Below are 12,453 nucleotides of genomic sequence, written 5' to 3'. Positions count from 1 at the left end.
ACCTGGGGATATGGACGCTCACTTAGTGAGTTGACCACTGCGGAGTGGTAGTTCAGTTGGTTAGAATACCGGCCTGTCACGCCGGGGGTCGCGGGTTCGAGTCCCGTCCACTCCGCCACTTATTCAGAGGTTCAGCTCTTTAAAACTGAAATAGGGGTGTAGCTCCAATTGGCAGAGCAGCGGATTCCAAATCCGCGTGTTGGGAGTTCGAATCTCTCCACCCCTGCCATCTTCAAAGTGCATTTTTATGCATGAAAAAAGGCCACTCATTGAGTGGCCTTTTTGCTATCTGCAATTTATTTTATCGACGTTTTCTTCGCTTCTTTGTGGTGCTTTTTGCTTTCACAACACGCCCACCTTTGGCGAAGCGATACCCCTTTTTTAACGTGCCGTTTCTTTTGACCCCTGTTTTAGCCATTCTTTTTACCCTCTAAAATTGTTTCAATGATGGTTAAGCGTTTATCTTGCTTCCATAACACAACGAGTAACGCTATCCAGGTCGGCGATAAGCCCATGCTGTTCAGTGAGACGAGTAGCTCCATTACTTACCCCTGAATTTAAATGAAAAGAACTCCAATAAGTAACGCACCATAGAGCGAAAACCAAACGTGTCGATGACCACTGCGCCCACTATGTACCAATAGTACTCAGGCACAAATTCCAACGCTTTGAAGCCTTCTTGCACATACTCGGCATAGTCTGGGATAAACGATAAAATCAGAGGAACAAACACCACCAAGAGAATGAACTCATCTTTAAGGCCACGATCTTTGAGGCTCACCCTATCCAAATCAGCGGCCTTTTCATCCCCAGACTGTAAACGCTTCACTTGAGCTCGGTGACGCTCTTGCTCAAGCTCATCTTGTCGCTTGAGGGCATTCGCTTTATTGAGGCCGTGCTGCTTATAGGCATCAATGCCGCCAGTGATGAGGTTTGCGATGGCGCCTATCATGCGTAAACCCGTTTATCGAGCTCCACATGAGGCCCATCTTTAAAGCTAACCCAATCCCCACCCCAGACAATAGGGACATTCAGCTCTTGCGCCGCTTGTTTAAACGCCCAACTGACTTGCTCGTAATAACTAAAGCCCCATGTGACTTTGTTGTTTTCGTCATACACGACAAAATCGATGGCATGCCCCGTTTGGTGCCGGCTTTTTTTGCTGTAGCCGTCTAATTGGCTGGCGCCTTTTTTGAAGAGGGCGTTTTGCTCTTCGGCCGTTCGCTTTCCCGAGGTAATCCCAAAATCAAAAGGGGTTAACTCTATCGCCCTGCGAACCACGCGCTTGAGATCGCCATGAACCCCAATCATGCGTGACTCACTTCTTGCTGATAACGCAAACTGACTAAGTGCCTTCTCCACGGTTTTTTTGTTCATGAAATACACTCCTAGTAAAGTGAAGAGCACAACGAGCGCACTCAACTTTTGAATGGTCATTATTCAAAGTCCGGTAACAGGGTCACGAGTAACGATCGAGCGGTTTCGCGCTTGGAGAGAACCTCTTGGGGGACGTCTGCGCCGGTTTCTACTTGACGGACTAAGTAAAAATCGGTCGCATCAAGGTAATGTTTAGCCTTTGTGCGCCTTTCAGATTGCTCTTTATTTTGTTGAGCCTCTAGTGACAGGACAAAAGCCTCACCAGTCCATCGGTAGAGTTCGGGATTAAGGGCGACGTCTTGCGTCAGTTGGACCTCTAAACTGATTAATTGAGTTGACGCTTGAGGCGCGTTAATCGTGACAATTCGCCCCTGCGTATCGACCTGTATCATCGCTCTAACTCCTTAAAGGTCGTTCGAGACACAATGCACACTTGAATATCAATATAATTGCAAGTAAATATGATTTTTTTCGCGTTGCTCGGTGTCAAAATAGGAATGAAATAAAATCGCATTGAAAAGCCAGCCACAAAGGGAACTACCATTGCCCTATGGCTATTAGCTATCATCTCATCATGAGCATCAAAGCATTGAGACCAAAAGGTGACTTGATCTAAGTTCCTTGAATTTTCGCTATCCGACCAACCCACTCGTACTTCCAGTAGCTCTACATCATCTGACAGAGAAAACTCTACTTTTCGGTTTGTGGCATCTGAAACTTGAGCATACTGGTTGCTTAATACTAATGATTGAAAACCACCGTTTCCCGTCTTATCACCACGACTGCCAATAGGATTGTGAAGTTCAAACATTAGATAAACTCCCCAATACGAACACCATCCCCAGCAACGCCTTCCAATGTAATGGCTTCATTGCTTTTGATAAGGACATGACCACCGGCGACAACCTCAATCAACCCTTGAACCAAAACAGAGCGCTCATTATCTTGATAGGTTTGAATAAAGAGTCCTTTCCGCTCTTCATTTCCCGCAATGCTTTGTTCATCTCCCGTTAAATCCAGATAGCCCGTATCGACCTTTTGCAAGGTGTAAAGGTCAGCAAGCTTCTTCACAGTTAGCGTGTCATTTTGAATGCGCGTCTTCACTTCTGCTTGAACGGCACTGACAGTGATGGGGGTTAAGATTTCGCTAATCGTGACGGAATTATTAATATCGATGTTTTGAGATTTGGTGCTGATGGGAATGTCCGCCACTTGATATTCAACCGTGACCGGTTCCGCCTGATGGTTAAAAAGTTCAAGCTCATCAAAACGAGTGATATCCACCGTATCACCCCGCCCGATTTCTGTAGGACGTAACGCGTCTCCGCGAAGCATGAGGGAATGGCTGGCTTCACGAATGATGAGGTATTTGCCTGCCTGACCTGCGTTAAACTGAACGCGTTCGCCCGCGCTTAGGGTATGGAGTTGTTTCATTTCTTACGCCCCGAGAATAAATAGGCCATGGTCATTAACGTGCTGAGAATGCCCACCATAAGAGACACGTTTTTCAACAGCTCATTATTGCTTTCGTTCTCACCCGTTTGCTCTCTTGCTTTGGAAGCGTTCGCCATGGCAATCGCGGCTTTGGTGGTTTCCGTTTGTTGACCTGCCATGGATTTAATGGAATCTATCGCGTGCTCACTCAGGTTCGTGTTTGCCCCTATCGCATACTCACTCAGAGCAGCGTTGGACCCTAATGCACTCTCACCAAAGCTAAACGCGCCATCCAGTGCGCTTTCACCAAAACCAAGCGACGCATCTACGCTATCTGACGCCAAATCTAAGGCGTTATTGCCAAAGTTAAACGCCTCTTCTGCGGTCTTACCCGCCACCGCCATGGCACCGTGGTCAGTCATGCTTAAATTAATGTCAGAGTTTTCTATCCCTGACAGAGCAAAGCCGTTGTTATCACCACCAATGCCCAGACTGTTGTTTTTGTTGGTGGTCGTGGTGATGGTTTTCGCATTGCTCTTTGATTTACTCCGTCCACCCATGTCATCAAACCTTATTTGTAATACGTGCTCATTCTTGTGGGTCTCAATCTCTCGCACGGGCAATTGCAATTTACGTTGAATGTAGCGATAAGCGCCGCGCTGATTAAAGTGAGCGCGAATCGAATCAAACCCATTCGCCACTCCGTGATTGAGAGCACTGAGCGTCCCGATGGCCATGTCACCCGCTAAAGCCACCACAACCAACTCCTTAGCGCCGGAGGGGGATTGCTCGCCGCGTAACAACATGAACGTGTCTTCGACTCGATAGAGGGACTCTCGCCCCGCTTTCACTTCAATTTCAGCTTGCTTGATGTAGTCACCAAGCGCTTGACTTAACTTCGGCTTGGCGTTTCCCCACGTTTCAGGAATTAAGTTACTTTCGAGTAAAAACATACAGCGCAAAAAGCGCCACGAGCGCTATTCCCCACCACGGTATGCCGTTATGACTGCCAAAGTTCATTGCGCCGGCCGTAAAGCCGCTGTTATTGGTGGTATTGGAGGTGTTCCCAGACGTTGCAGGTCCCGATGAGCCCCCCGTCAAGCCTCCGCCCCCCGTTAAAGAGGTGAGTGAGCCTAGCATTAGCGAAATACTCCTAATTTATAGGCAAGGTAGAGCAAAGCCATCACCGCAATCGCGGTTAAGGTTTTGTTGAGTCCCTGACTCACACCAACCCCGAGTGCCGTTCCAAGCCCCAGACCGCCCAAACCGATAAAAAGTAATGGCATGCGCTAATCCTTGAAGAGAACAATGAGAAGAACCACCACCAAGAGCGCCGCTATCCCACCACCGACATAAAGTAAGGTGTTATCTTTCGCCACGACAGCGCCACCTTGTGGCGTTGTCACGGCATTGCCATTATTGTCGACCACTGGGGTGTTTGGCTGCTGCGTGGTGTTGGGATTAGACGAATTCGCGTTGTGACCAAATAACCAATCGGCATTTTCGCCCACGCTATCGAGTGCCCCTTCACCAAACTCCAACAGGTCATCAAAAAAGCTCATGCGTGCTCCTTAGTATTTACCTGCGAGCATTTCAGGGCGAACCACTTTGACCGATTCAATCAAAATAGGAATTGAGCCGGCGACGTCACTCGTGGTCACTGAAAATTTCAAATTAGAGCTGTGTTGTGTTGGAAAGAGCTCATCAATAGAAAAGCCACGCACAATCGGATCAAAGTGAAAATAACCGGCTTGCGGGGTACGTTCGTTCCGTTTGGCGTTCGCTTCATTGATGAACTTGTTGGCTTCGTACTCTTTCACAAAGTCACGTTCAATTTCGAGCTTAGTAATGCCCGCGTGCATAAAGTGCGCTCGGCGCAAACTGATTAACGGGCTTGAGACTAAGCTCGTAAACTCGTTTACTCCTGCGGCGTTCGCTGGCATGGTTTCACGCTTTATCATTGGAACCAAGATACGGGCAGGTTGCGCATTGGTGACCCAAGCATGAACCTGGATAGACAGGGGATCACCGCTGGCTTTCGCTTTGAACTGAACATCCAAATGAATGTTATCGCCCGCCTCCGTCACGAGTCCTGTGTAGCGAACCCCATTTTTAGTGCGAGCGGTAATGTCACTGAATGGGATCACGTAATGGCCAGTCGTATGAGCACGTTGCTTGTAGCGCTCTAACATCAGGATTTCACTGCCCGTTAAGATATAGATTTCCTCTGCATTCAGCGTAATCGACAAGCGTTCAATCTCGGCGGCCTCGGCATTCGTCTCTAGCACTAACTCATGGTAAGTCGGCCCTACAGGAATAGGCAGCGTGCCTTTTTGTCCCCAAGCGGCCCCGACCATGGAATTCAGTTTGATTGGTTTTACTGACATGTTTGTCTCCCCTTAAAACCAGCCACGTTTGCCGTTGATGAGTTGTTTGACTGCTTCTAACGTTGAGACGTTATTAATGATGGCAATCATCAGTAAGGTCAGTACAACAGCAATCAAGATGTTTTTATGCTGAGCTTTCATAAACTCCCCTGTCTCTCGACGTTGGATTTCGAACAGATACATTGAGTCTTTATAGAAGTGGAGTTGCGTTTAAAAAGAAAGGGGATTTAACCTATAGGTTGGACGGGTAACCTATAGGTTAAAAAGGCCGGTTATCGGTAGTTCAAATTGAGTCTTGAGCCTGACTGACAGTTCAGCGCCTTATGCTCAATATTACCGATACCATCACGGATCAAGAGGTATTCCGCGATCGGTTTTCCAATACGTTGCTTGTTGATCTTAGCGGATTTCAACGTCGCAATGGTATTCACATCCAACCCGCGTTTATCCGCGATCCATTGAGCATCACTCATGGAATTCACCGCGCCCACCCACCAAACGCTGGATTGCTCGGTCACGGTTTTCGGGACCTCTTGACCTCGTTGAAATATGGAGTGCACCACAAGGCCATACTGACGCCCGCCACGCAACAGCTCACCCGCACGACCTCGAAGTTTGCCAGAGGTTTCTACGCAGGAGGCTAACTCTTCAATCACCGTATAGAGCCGGCTTGCTCGGCCGTTACCGACCGACCACACCACTGACGCGAAAAATTCCAACTCTTCATAGGTTGCCCCATTGGCTGGTACGTACGCCAACTTAAACGAGCCGCCACGACGACGCGCCATCACCAGCGATTTCACAAACGCTAGACGTGACTTCGTGCCGTGGCACATTTGCCCTTGAAACTTACTCCCCGCGTAATTGGCATAGGGGTCAAAAAAGACCGCTTGTGCGGTTTTAGGGATTAACCCTAAATACTTAACGGCTGAGGTTTTTCCTCCTCCCGTTCCCGCTACATAGAGGGTGTGTTCGGCATCAAAGGATGGGTTAGCGTTAACGGGATTCGGTAGGGCTAGGGGTTTTGGTTTGTTCACCCTCGACCTCCTTAGCTTGCATCAATACGGCCATTTGTTGTTTAGACGAATAGATCAAGCCCAAAACAGCCAGCAGTAACGTGGCCTCTTCGATGTAGTCCCCAAACACTCCCATCAAGGTTGAACCATGCTTTGCAAAGACCGGTTGCGCGGCATCAATGACGGCTTGTTTACCTTTACCGTCAAATTCAAACTCAACCCCTGAAATAATGGACGTGGCTTGTTCGGTCAAGGCAAACACAATATCCAGTAACCCCGCCATGGCTTCGGTTTTATCTTCGGTGACGGTTTCGGTTGAATCGGTTAGGTGAACCGAATCGGTCTCACCTTGCTCTTGCTGTTCAAGCTGCTCAATGACCGCCCCAAAATCTCCCCAATCATCCAACGCCGCAGGCTCATCCAACAAGACCTCATTCGTTTGCTCCATGCTCACCCCCTTGTGTTGGTTCGGTTGTGGCTTTCGGTTTGGGTAGCAGTTGAGAAAATGCCCAGAGGAGGAAGATAACCGACACCAACGCTGTTATGACTCGTTTAAAGGAAAACGTGCTTTGGGTGTTTTCAGCTTCTTCATCGTCGGCGGTTTCGGTTACCTCTCGGTTGGAAACCGCGTCTTTACTGGTTTCCTGTGTTTCTTCCGGTTCGGTTAACCCCTCGGTTAGTTCGGTTACCTCTGTTCGGTTAGGTTCGGTTATCAAAACCGGATCAACCACCGACAGTTTTTCGGTGACTGTCGGTTGAAGTTCGGTTGGGTCAGCGACAAGATTCGCTTTAATGAACTTGGTCACTTCATGGCTATGTGAGCTGTTACCGCACTTTGGGCAACGGTAATACATCAATCCAATGTTGCGGCTGTTTTTAGGCGGCTCCCCTGTAGCGATGAGCTTCCCTTCACCCACTTGATGGGCGCTGGCGACCGACTGACAAACAGGACAAGATATATACCCACGGGTTGGGTTTTTATGTTCAGCCATGATCCACCTCTGCACTTTCAATCTCATCAAGCTGCTGCTTTTGAGCCTCCACGACTGAGCGGTATTTCAGGCGAGCCACCCCATTGAGCTTTTCGAGGTGTTCAAGCTGCTCAAACAAGTTAACGGGAAGGCCTAACGCCTCCAGTGAAAGGTTGCCACTCATCAACATTCCCATGGCTTTTTTCATGAGTGCGCCGGTGTCCATTTCTTTAAAACGGTCAATTTCCACTTTTAGGCTGGCGGTCAGCTTATCAGCCGCATCGAGGGCGGCTAAATCTCGTTGACATTCCTCAAGCGATAGTCTTTTCATTGTCTTCCCCTGTCTCTCGACGTTGGTATTGGATAAAAGGCCCCTGATTCACATCGTTGGCGTGGGTTAAGTCACTCCCAATCTTCCATTTATCAGGCTGAGAGTGGTGTGCTTATCAATGGGGATTTTCGCCCCCATCGACAGCGGTTTGAGTAAGCATTGAACCCCTTTTACGCTCCAACCCGTCACGTCCATCAACGCTTTTTCGAGCGGGGATATCTCCATTTCCGGCGGTGGGTTACACTTATTTTCAGTGCTCCAAGGGACAGCGCTCCGCGCTTTTTTCCACGCGTCCACATCGCACTTCGCCACCACCGAAAAGTGATCGCGGCAGGTCTCGATCACGTGACCTAACCATTCCAACCCGATCACCCGCTTGGTGGTTTCGCCGTACTGGTTAATCTGCATTTCATGGGCGAGGCGTAAATCCCCAATGTGCTTCGTAAAGTCTTTCCATCGTGATTTATCCGCATGCTCATGTAGGTCGATTAACGCTTCATCAATCGCGACATCGGCTTTGTTCGCGCGTCTGAGTTGTCGCCATAGACCCACCGCTGGGGAGCCCGATTGAGAGAACTGTTTGATGCCCCACGCACTAGCCCAAGCGCGTACAGAAAGAGCCTTACTGGCCGCGTTACCCTCTGGGAGGTGCGCCCCGTTGATGTTCTTAGAGATGTATTTGATGATGTAGCCAGTAGCGCTGCCTTTCTTAGGGTTGCAAGGTTTGGCGTGAAAACGGGCTTTGCGTTTCTTTTTGTTGTAGAGCTCGTTGGCATCTTCACTTCGGGCGATATTTGCACAAATGCGCATGAGGTCGGCTTTGTATTCTGCAGGGCAATAAACAAAGGCATGAAGATGAGGTGTCCCGTCTTTGTGGGGCTCGGCCACCCGTAGGCCAAACCAAGGAATGTCTTGTTTGGCGAAGTGGGCGCGGGCGAGTCTCCATTGTTCCATCAGGTTTTGATGCGCTTCTTTGACGGTGCAGCCGTTCCACTTAGACGAATTGCGGTGATATTTAGACGGGAGTGTCCATGTGATGAAGACCCCTTCGAATCCCATATCGATCGCACGCTCTTCATCCCCGCGACTGCGAACCACCAATTCAATGTACCGATTATCTGGATTGGCGGTCGTGCGAGAGGCCACCTCATCGAGATTGAACTCTTGCAGGGTGTCGTGGTTGATGACCACCATACTTTTCATGAAGGCTTCAGACTCGCGTAATTGTTGTTTGAAGTTGGAGAGAGTCAGGCGCGACACACAACTATGTTGACTGGGTTTTTCCCCCACATTGCCAAGGGTGACTTGAGCGTGTTCAATGTAGCGCTTGCGAAGGCGTTTGAATTTACGCACTAAGTTTTTAGGGTCAATACAACGACGAATCGCGCACTCTAAAAGGATTTCAGCGTCACGAATCGTGAGTTTTTTACCGATATCACGGGTGTCGGCGTTTGGTGGATCAATGAAGACCTTGAGCATCAAATCTCGGATTTGCTCAAAGGCATAGTGCAGGGCGTGATAGTAATCGGTGGGGCTCTCAGGAATGCCATCAATACGCGCTTCGGTGTCGGTCACGGCAATATCGTTGATGATTTCGACAAAGGCCACGGTGAGTTGAATGGCAAAATTTTTAAGCGCATCATCGCTCATCAAGATGTCGTGCGTCAGTTCGAGCGGTTTGGGCTCATGGTTGACGAAACCAAACGGAAACTTTTGGGTAAAGTGGTGAGCGACCTTATCCACAAAGCTCACGCGTTCGGTGATGAATAAGGCGAGATTACGGTCGGTCGGATTGCTGCGCTTTTTACGTAGACCTAGTTTAAGTTCCAGATCTTGACGCATCATCACCGGCAGGTGCGCCGTGAGATTGGAGACATACTGACTTAACGACAGATTGATGTTGGGTTGATGGAATCGTTTGTAGGTACTCATAGTCCAACCTTAAGTTTTTCCTTTACTCACTGTTCCCCAAGGCTCGATACAACCTCGTTCGGTGCAGTTGTAATTCAAGGGTTTAGGCGTCGGTTTAACGCGCTTTTTAATGCCGTGCTTTTCTCTTAGCTTCGATATTAAGAAACACGCTCTCTCGGTTTTTTCTGGGTCAAAGTCTTTGAGCCCTTCCATGTCGGGGCAGGGCTTGTGTATGGGGTCGGTGATAGGCAGCTCTGCGATAGATACTGCCTCTTTGTAATTAACGTCACTCATACTTATTTTTCTAAGTGCTTTAGTACATTCATGGCTTCAAGCGATTGATTGCGAACATGCACCCAAAAGCTTTGATTTGCTTGCTTTTCAAGAGACAAGCAAGCGTTAACTTTTGGCTTGACTCTTCGTGTAGCGTAATCAAAAAGCTCTTTAGCTTCTTCGTAGGTGTTAACGTCGATATTGATAGAGTAAATTTGTGTTTCCATGACTCCCCCTGCACAACAATGCGCAAATCACCTTTAAGCGGGATGATGGCAAGATGGTAAGTCAGGCCATGGACTGCCTGAATTCATGATGCGATAAACATCCGCTTCATTCTTTTTTTCATCAAGAGAGTCGGCATAGAATCCCCAGTAACGCTTAACCCTTTCCGCTTTGCCGTCTAATCCAGTATCGAGGCATTGAATGAACGCAAATCCGCGCCCGTGGGTTCGGGCAAAGTGGAGCTGGCATTTTGGGTGATTGCTGTCATAGACAAGGTTGTTTTCGGTTTGGACTTTCATTGGGCTAACTCCTTGCTGGGTGCTTCGTTGAACAAGTACATTTTTGTGCAAGCGTCATCAATGGATTGTGCTAAGCGGTGTTCGCCGCTGGTTTCGGCGTAAACGCGCACTTCATGTAAACGCTCAAGAATCGATTCATGAATGAGCTCAGACTGCGCTTGAGTCACCAAGCTTGAAGGGGCGCTCTCTTTTAGGCAGTGCATATCTTGGTGATACGCCTCCACCCAAAAACGGTAAAGGTGTTGAGTGACGTCGGCGTGAGTCATGGGCTTATCCTTGTACGACTATGCGCAAATCACCCTCAAGCGGGATGATGGCAAGATTGGTGGCCATGAACGATGCAGGGTGACCGGCTCGGTCTTCCATCTCTGACACGGCACGCGAGAAATTCGAGGAGTGCTCATTGGCTGGCACGATTTCCACCGGTAGGCATTTTTGGTTTGAGAAGATTTGGACAAGAGGGGTCATGATTTCTTCCTCAAGATCGACAGTTTAAATTGTCCTGCTTCCATACGAGCCGCGAGTTCGACGAGGTCGACATACCGCTTCCCTGCATCGAGTTCTTTTTCCACTTCGGGTAAATCAGCATTATCAAGACGATTGAGTACCTGTTTTTCACTCATTCCGTGAGAACGTGCAAATAAAGGCACAGACATGAATAACGCGGGCAACATTGGCATGTGATATCCTCGTAGGTTTGATGATTTTCGTGAAATACACGGAAATATGATGAAGCTAATTTTAAAGCTACGCCTAAGGGCGTAGTTGTAATGTACGCCTAAGGGCGTATGGAGATCAAGAGTGGAATTAGGAAAAAAGATCAAAGCGATTCGTATTGCAGAACAGTTAACACAGGGGGAAATGGCACAACTTATTGATATTTCAATAGGTACCCTGAGAAATTGTGAACAGTCGCGAAAGGAATTAAAAAGTGAAAATTTGATTAAGATCACGGAGAATGAGCACTTCAAAAAGTACGCCTATTGGTTAGTTACTAATGAAACTCTTCCTGAGTCGGGTCAAATTAGTCCCGACTTTTCTATCCTATTAGAGCTCGGCATTGTCGAAAAAGTAACCAACGACAAGAAACTTGCTTAACGGTTTGCTTGCTTAAATACTATCGATGGGGGAAGAATGATTTTAAAGAAGAATGCGAATTATTATTCAAGTCTGGCCCCTAATCAGGTGTTTGAGAGTGAGCGAAAGGCCATGCAACTTGATAAGCGGTTGGCCTTAAAACTTGAGCGGGAATGTGCAGGGAAAGACTTTCGAACGCTGGATGAATTGATCACGCTTTGGTATCGAATGCATGGTAAGACGCTACGCGATCACATTCGACTGAGAAAGAGTCTTTATCGAATATCAGAGCGTTTAGGGAACCCCATTGCGAGCGATTTCACCAGTAAAGATTTTGCGCATTATCGAGAGCTGCGAAGTATTGAAGTGACAACGACCACGATCAACCGAGAGCATGCCTATCTCAGAGCAATGTTCAATGAATTAAGTCGGTTAGGGGTGATTGAGTTCGATAATCCGCTCACTCAAATTCGTCAATTCAAAGAGCGTGAAAAAGAGTTGAGGTATTTGGCTCATGATGAGATCGCAAGGCTATTGGAATCCTGTCAAACGTTCAGCAACCAGTCTTTGAGCTTTATCGTGAAGATTTGTTTAGCCACGGGTGCTCGGTGGGGGGAGGCGGAAAGTTTAAAGCCTTCACAAATCAAAAACAATCAGATCACGTTTTTGAATACCAAATCATCCAAGAATCGTACGGTGCCAATCAATCAAACGCTTTATGAAGAGCTCACTACTCTTGAGCCTATCAGTGACGAGATAATGTTTTTGAAGAGCCTGTCGACCTTTCGAAAGGCGGTTTCAGAAGCAAATCTTGACTTACCTAAAGGACAAATGACTCACGTTCTACGTCATACCTTTGCGAGCCATTATGTGATGAACGGCGGCAATATTGTGAAGCTAAGAGATGTACTTGGCCATAGTGAAATTACGACAACTATGCGTTATGCACATTTGGCTCCTGAACACTTAGAAGAGACATTAATTCTGAACCCTTTAAATCAACATCAAAATAGAAATACTAAGTGAGAACGTTGGTTAATTTAAAGTAGAGAAAGATCATTGAGAAACGTCAACTTTCAATTCTTTCAGCCTTAATCACGTAGTGATTTTATGTTAATCAAGTGTCATACTTGACCGTATAAATAAATATAG

General features: G+C 47.6%; 25 protein-coding genes and 2 tRNA genes. 4 read left to right on the top strand and 23 right to left on the bottom strand.

The window, feature by feature from the left end; all coding sequences use genetic code 11:
• The first annotated feature begins 41 nt into the window (after positions 1-41).
• Both H5300_RS15915 and H5300_RS15910 read left to right on the top strand, forming a co-directional pair.
• A tRNA-Asp gene (locus H5300_RS15915) sits at positions 42-118 on the top strand.
• Between the two features lie 34 nt (positions 119-152).
• Positions 153-229, top strand: a tRNA-Trp gene (locus H5300_RS15910).
• A gap of 181 nt (positions 230-410) precedes the next feature.
• Here the strand turns inward: H5300_RS15910 and H5300_RS27980 are convergent.
• From H5300_RS27980 to H5300_RS15810, 23 genes are all read right to left on the bottom strand, one after another.
• Positions 411-542, bottom strand: a complete 132-nt coding sequence (locus H5300_RS27980; RefSeq protein ID WP_258166914.1) for a hypothetical protein — start codon at positions 540-542, stop codon at positions 411-413.
• Positions 542-952 (bottom strand): hypothetical protein, encoded by a 411-nt coding sequence (locus H5300_RS15905; protein WP_048666340.1) that lies wholly within the window; start codon positions 950-952, stop codon positions 542-544. Before H5300_RS15905 ends, H5300_RS27980 begins: the two co-directional genes overlap by 1 nt.
• Complete coding sequence (locus H5300_RS15900; RefSeq protein WP_182796387.1) at positions 949-1,377, bottom strand: M15 family metallopeptidase; 429 nt, start codon at positions 1,375-1,377, stop codon at positions 949-951. Before H5300_RS15900 ends, H5300_RS15905 begins: the two co-directional genes overlap by 4 nt.
• Positions 1,378-1,436: 59 nt before the next feature.
• Positions 1,437-1,769 (bottom strand): hypothetical protein, encoded by a 333-nt coding sequence (locus H5300_RS15895; protein WP_055319856.1) that lies wholly within the window; start codon positions 1,767-1,769, stop codon positions 1,437-1,439.
• Positions 1,766-2,188 (bottom strand): hypothetical protein, encoded by a 423-nt coding sequence (locus H5300_RS15890; protein ID WP_182796386.1) that lies wholly within the window; start codon positions 2,186-2,188, stop codon positions 1,766-1,768. The genes H5300_RS15895 and H5300_RS15890 overlap by 4 nt, the downstream gene beginning before the upstream one ends.
• The gene (locus H5300_RS15885) at positions 2,188-2,811 is read right to left on the bottom strand and encodes a hypothetical protein (RefSeq protein WP_182796385.1); all 624 of its coding nucleotides are present in this window, start codon (positions 2,809-2,811) and stop codon (positions 2,188-2,190) included. The genes H5300_RS15890 and H5300_RS15885 overlap by 1 nt, the downstream gene beginning before the upstream one ends.
• A complete protein-coding gene (locus H5300_RS15880) occupies positions 2,808-3,764 on the bottom strand; it encodes a hypothetical protein (protein ID WP_182796384.1) in 957 nt (318 codons plus the stop codon). The genes H5300_RS15885 and H5300_RS15880 overlap by 4 nt, the downstream gene beginning before the upstream one ends.
• Positions 3,745-3,951 (bottom strand): hypothetical protein, encoded by a 207-nt coding sequence (locus H5300_RS27975; protein WP_048658788.1) that lies wholly within the window; start codon positions 3,949-3,951, stop codon positions 3,745-3,747. Before H5300_RS27975 ends, H5300_RS15880 begins: the two co-directional genes overlap by 20 nt.
• On the bottom strand, positions 3,951-4,097 hold the full coding sequence (locus H5300_RS15875) for a hypothetical protein (RefSeq protein ID WP_165901754.1): 147 nt from the start codon (positions 4,095-4,097) through the stop codon (positions 3,951-3,953). The genes H5300_RS27975 and H5300_RS15875 overlap by 1 nt, the downstream gene beginning before the upstream one ends.
• Before the next feature lie 3 nt (positions 4,098-4,100).
• Positions 4,101-4,373, bottom strand: coding sequence for a hypothetical protein (locus H5300_RS15870; protein WP_048666224.1), 273 nt, complete (start codon positions 4,371-4,373; stop codon positions 4,101-4,103).
• 9 nt (positions 4,374-4,382) lie between these two features.
• Complete coding sequence (locus tag H5300_RS15865) at positions 4,383-5,198, bottom strand: major capsid protein P2 (RefSeq protein WP_048666225.1); 816 nt, start codon at positions 5,196-5,198, stop codon at positions 4,383-4,385.
• A gap of 12 nt (positions 5,199-5,210) precedes the next feature.
• Complete coding sequence (locus H5300_RS27970) at positions 5,211-5,339, bottom strand: hypothetical protein (protein ID WP_017081565.1); 129 nt, start codon at positions 5,337-5,339, stop codon at positions 5,211-5,213.
• A 131-nt stretch (positions 5,340-5,470) separates the two neighbouring features.
• Positions 5,471-6,235, bottom strand: coding sequence for a hypothetical protein (locus tag H5300_RS15860; protein WP_048666226.1), 765 nt, complete (start codon positions 6,233-6,235; stop codon positions 5,471-5,473).
• Positions 6,195-6,662: a hypothetical protein gene (locus tag H5300_RS15855; RefSeq protein WP_182796383.1), complete on the bottom strand. Its 468-nt coding sequence runs from the start codon at positions 6,660-6,662 to the stop codon at positions 6,195-6,197. The genes H5300_RS15860 and H5300_RS15855 overlap by 41 nt, the downstream gene beginning before the upstream one ends.
• On the bottom strand, positions 6,646-7,206 hold the full coding sequence (locus tag H5300_RS15850) for a hypothetical protein (RefSeq protein ID WP_182796382.1): 561 nt from the start codon (positions 7,204-7,206) through the stop codon (positions 6,646-6,648). Before H5300_RS15850 ends, H5300_RS15855 begins: the two co-directional genes overlap by 17 nt.
• Positions 7,199-7,516 (bottom strand): hypothetical protein, encoded by a 318-nt coding sequence (locus H5300_RS15845; protein WP_132715526.1) that lies wholly within the window; start codon positions 7,514-7,516, stop codon positions 7,199-7,201. Before H5300_RS15845 ends, H5300_RS15850 begins: the two co-directional genes overlap by 8 nt.
• Before the next feature lie 66 nt (positions 7,517-7,582).
• Positions 7,583-9,448, bottom strand: coding sequence for a replication endonuclease (locus H5300_RS15840; protein ID WP_182796381.1), 1,866 nt, complete (start codon positions 9,446-9,448; stop codon positions 7,583-7,585).
• Positions 9,449-9,457: 9 nt separating this feature from the next.
• A complete protein-coding gene (locus H5300_RS15835; protein ID WP_048657928.1) occupies positions 9,458-9,721 on the bottom strand; it encodes a hypothetical protein in 264 nt (87 codons plus the stop codon).
• A gap of 2 nt (positions 9,722-9,723) precedes the next feature.
• The gene (locus H5300_RS15830) at positions 9,724-9,927 is read right to left on the bottom strand and encodes a hypothetical protein (protein ID WP_102492609.1); all 204 of its coding nucleotides are present in this window, start codon (positions 9,925-9,927) and stop codon (positions 9,724-9,726) included.
• A gap of 33 nt (positions 9,928-9,960) precedes the next feature.
• Complete coding sequence (locus H5300_RS15825) at positions 9,961-10,224, bottom strand: hypothetical protein (RefSeq protein ID WP_102492610.1); 264 nt, start codon at positions 10,222-10,224, stop codon at positions 9,961-9,963.
• Positions 10,221-10,490 carry a hypothetical protein gene (locus tag H5300_RS15820; protein WP_017099390.1) on the bottom strand — a complete coding sequence of 90 codons (270 nt, stop codon included), beginning with the start codon at positions 10,488-10,490 and terminating at the stop codon, positions 10,221-10,223. The genes H5300_RS15825 and H5300_RS15820 overlap by 4 nt, the downstream gene beginning before the upstream one ends.
• Before the next feature lie 4 nt (positions 10,491-10,494).
• Complete coding sequence (locus H5300_RS15815; RefSeq protein WP_102492611.1) at positions 10,495-10,692, bottom strand: hypothetical protein; 198 nt, start codon at positions 10,690-10,692, stop codon at positions 10,495-10,497.
• Positions 10,689-10,904, bottom strand: a complete 216-nt coding sequence (locus tag H5300_RS15810) for a hypothetical protein (protein WP_048669589.1) — start codon at positions 10,902-10,904, stop codon at positions 10,689-10,691. Before H5300_RS15810 ends, H5300_RS15815 begins: the two co-directional genes overlap by 4 nt.
• 121 nt (positions 10,905-11,025) lie before the next feature.
• Here H5300_RS15810 and H5300_RS15805 point away from each other — a divergent pair, with 121 nt between their 5' ends.
• Positions 11,026-11,322: a helix-turn-helix domain-containing protein gene (locus H5300_RS15805; RefSeq protein ID WP_048663757.1), complete on the top strand. Its 297-nt coding sequence runs from the start codon at positions 11,026-11,028 to the stop codon at positions 11,320-11,322.
• Between the two features lie 36 nt (positions 11,323-11,358).
• The gene (locus H5300_RS15800) at positions 11,359-12,327 is read left to right on the top strand and encodes a tyrosine-type recombinase/integrase (RefSeq protein ID WP_182796380.1); all 969 of its coding nucleotides are present in this window, start codon (positions 11,359-11,361) and stop codon (positions 12,325-12,327) included.
• Positions 12,328-12,453: the final 126 nt, after the last annotated feature.

The sequence above is a fragment of the Vibrio sp. SG41-7 genome (assembly GCF_014164465.1).
Lineage (GTDB): Bacteria > Pseudomonadota > Gammaproteobacteria > Enterobacterales > Vibrionaceae > Vibrio > Vibrio splendidus.
Note: the sequence above shows the minus strand (reverse complement) of the source record. Positions and strands in the feature narration are given on the sequence as shown.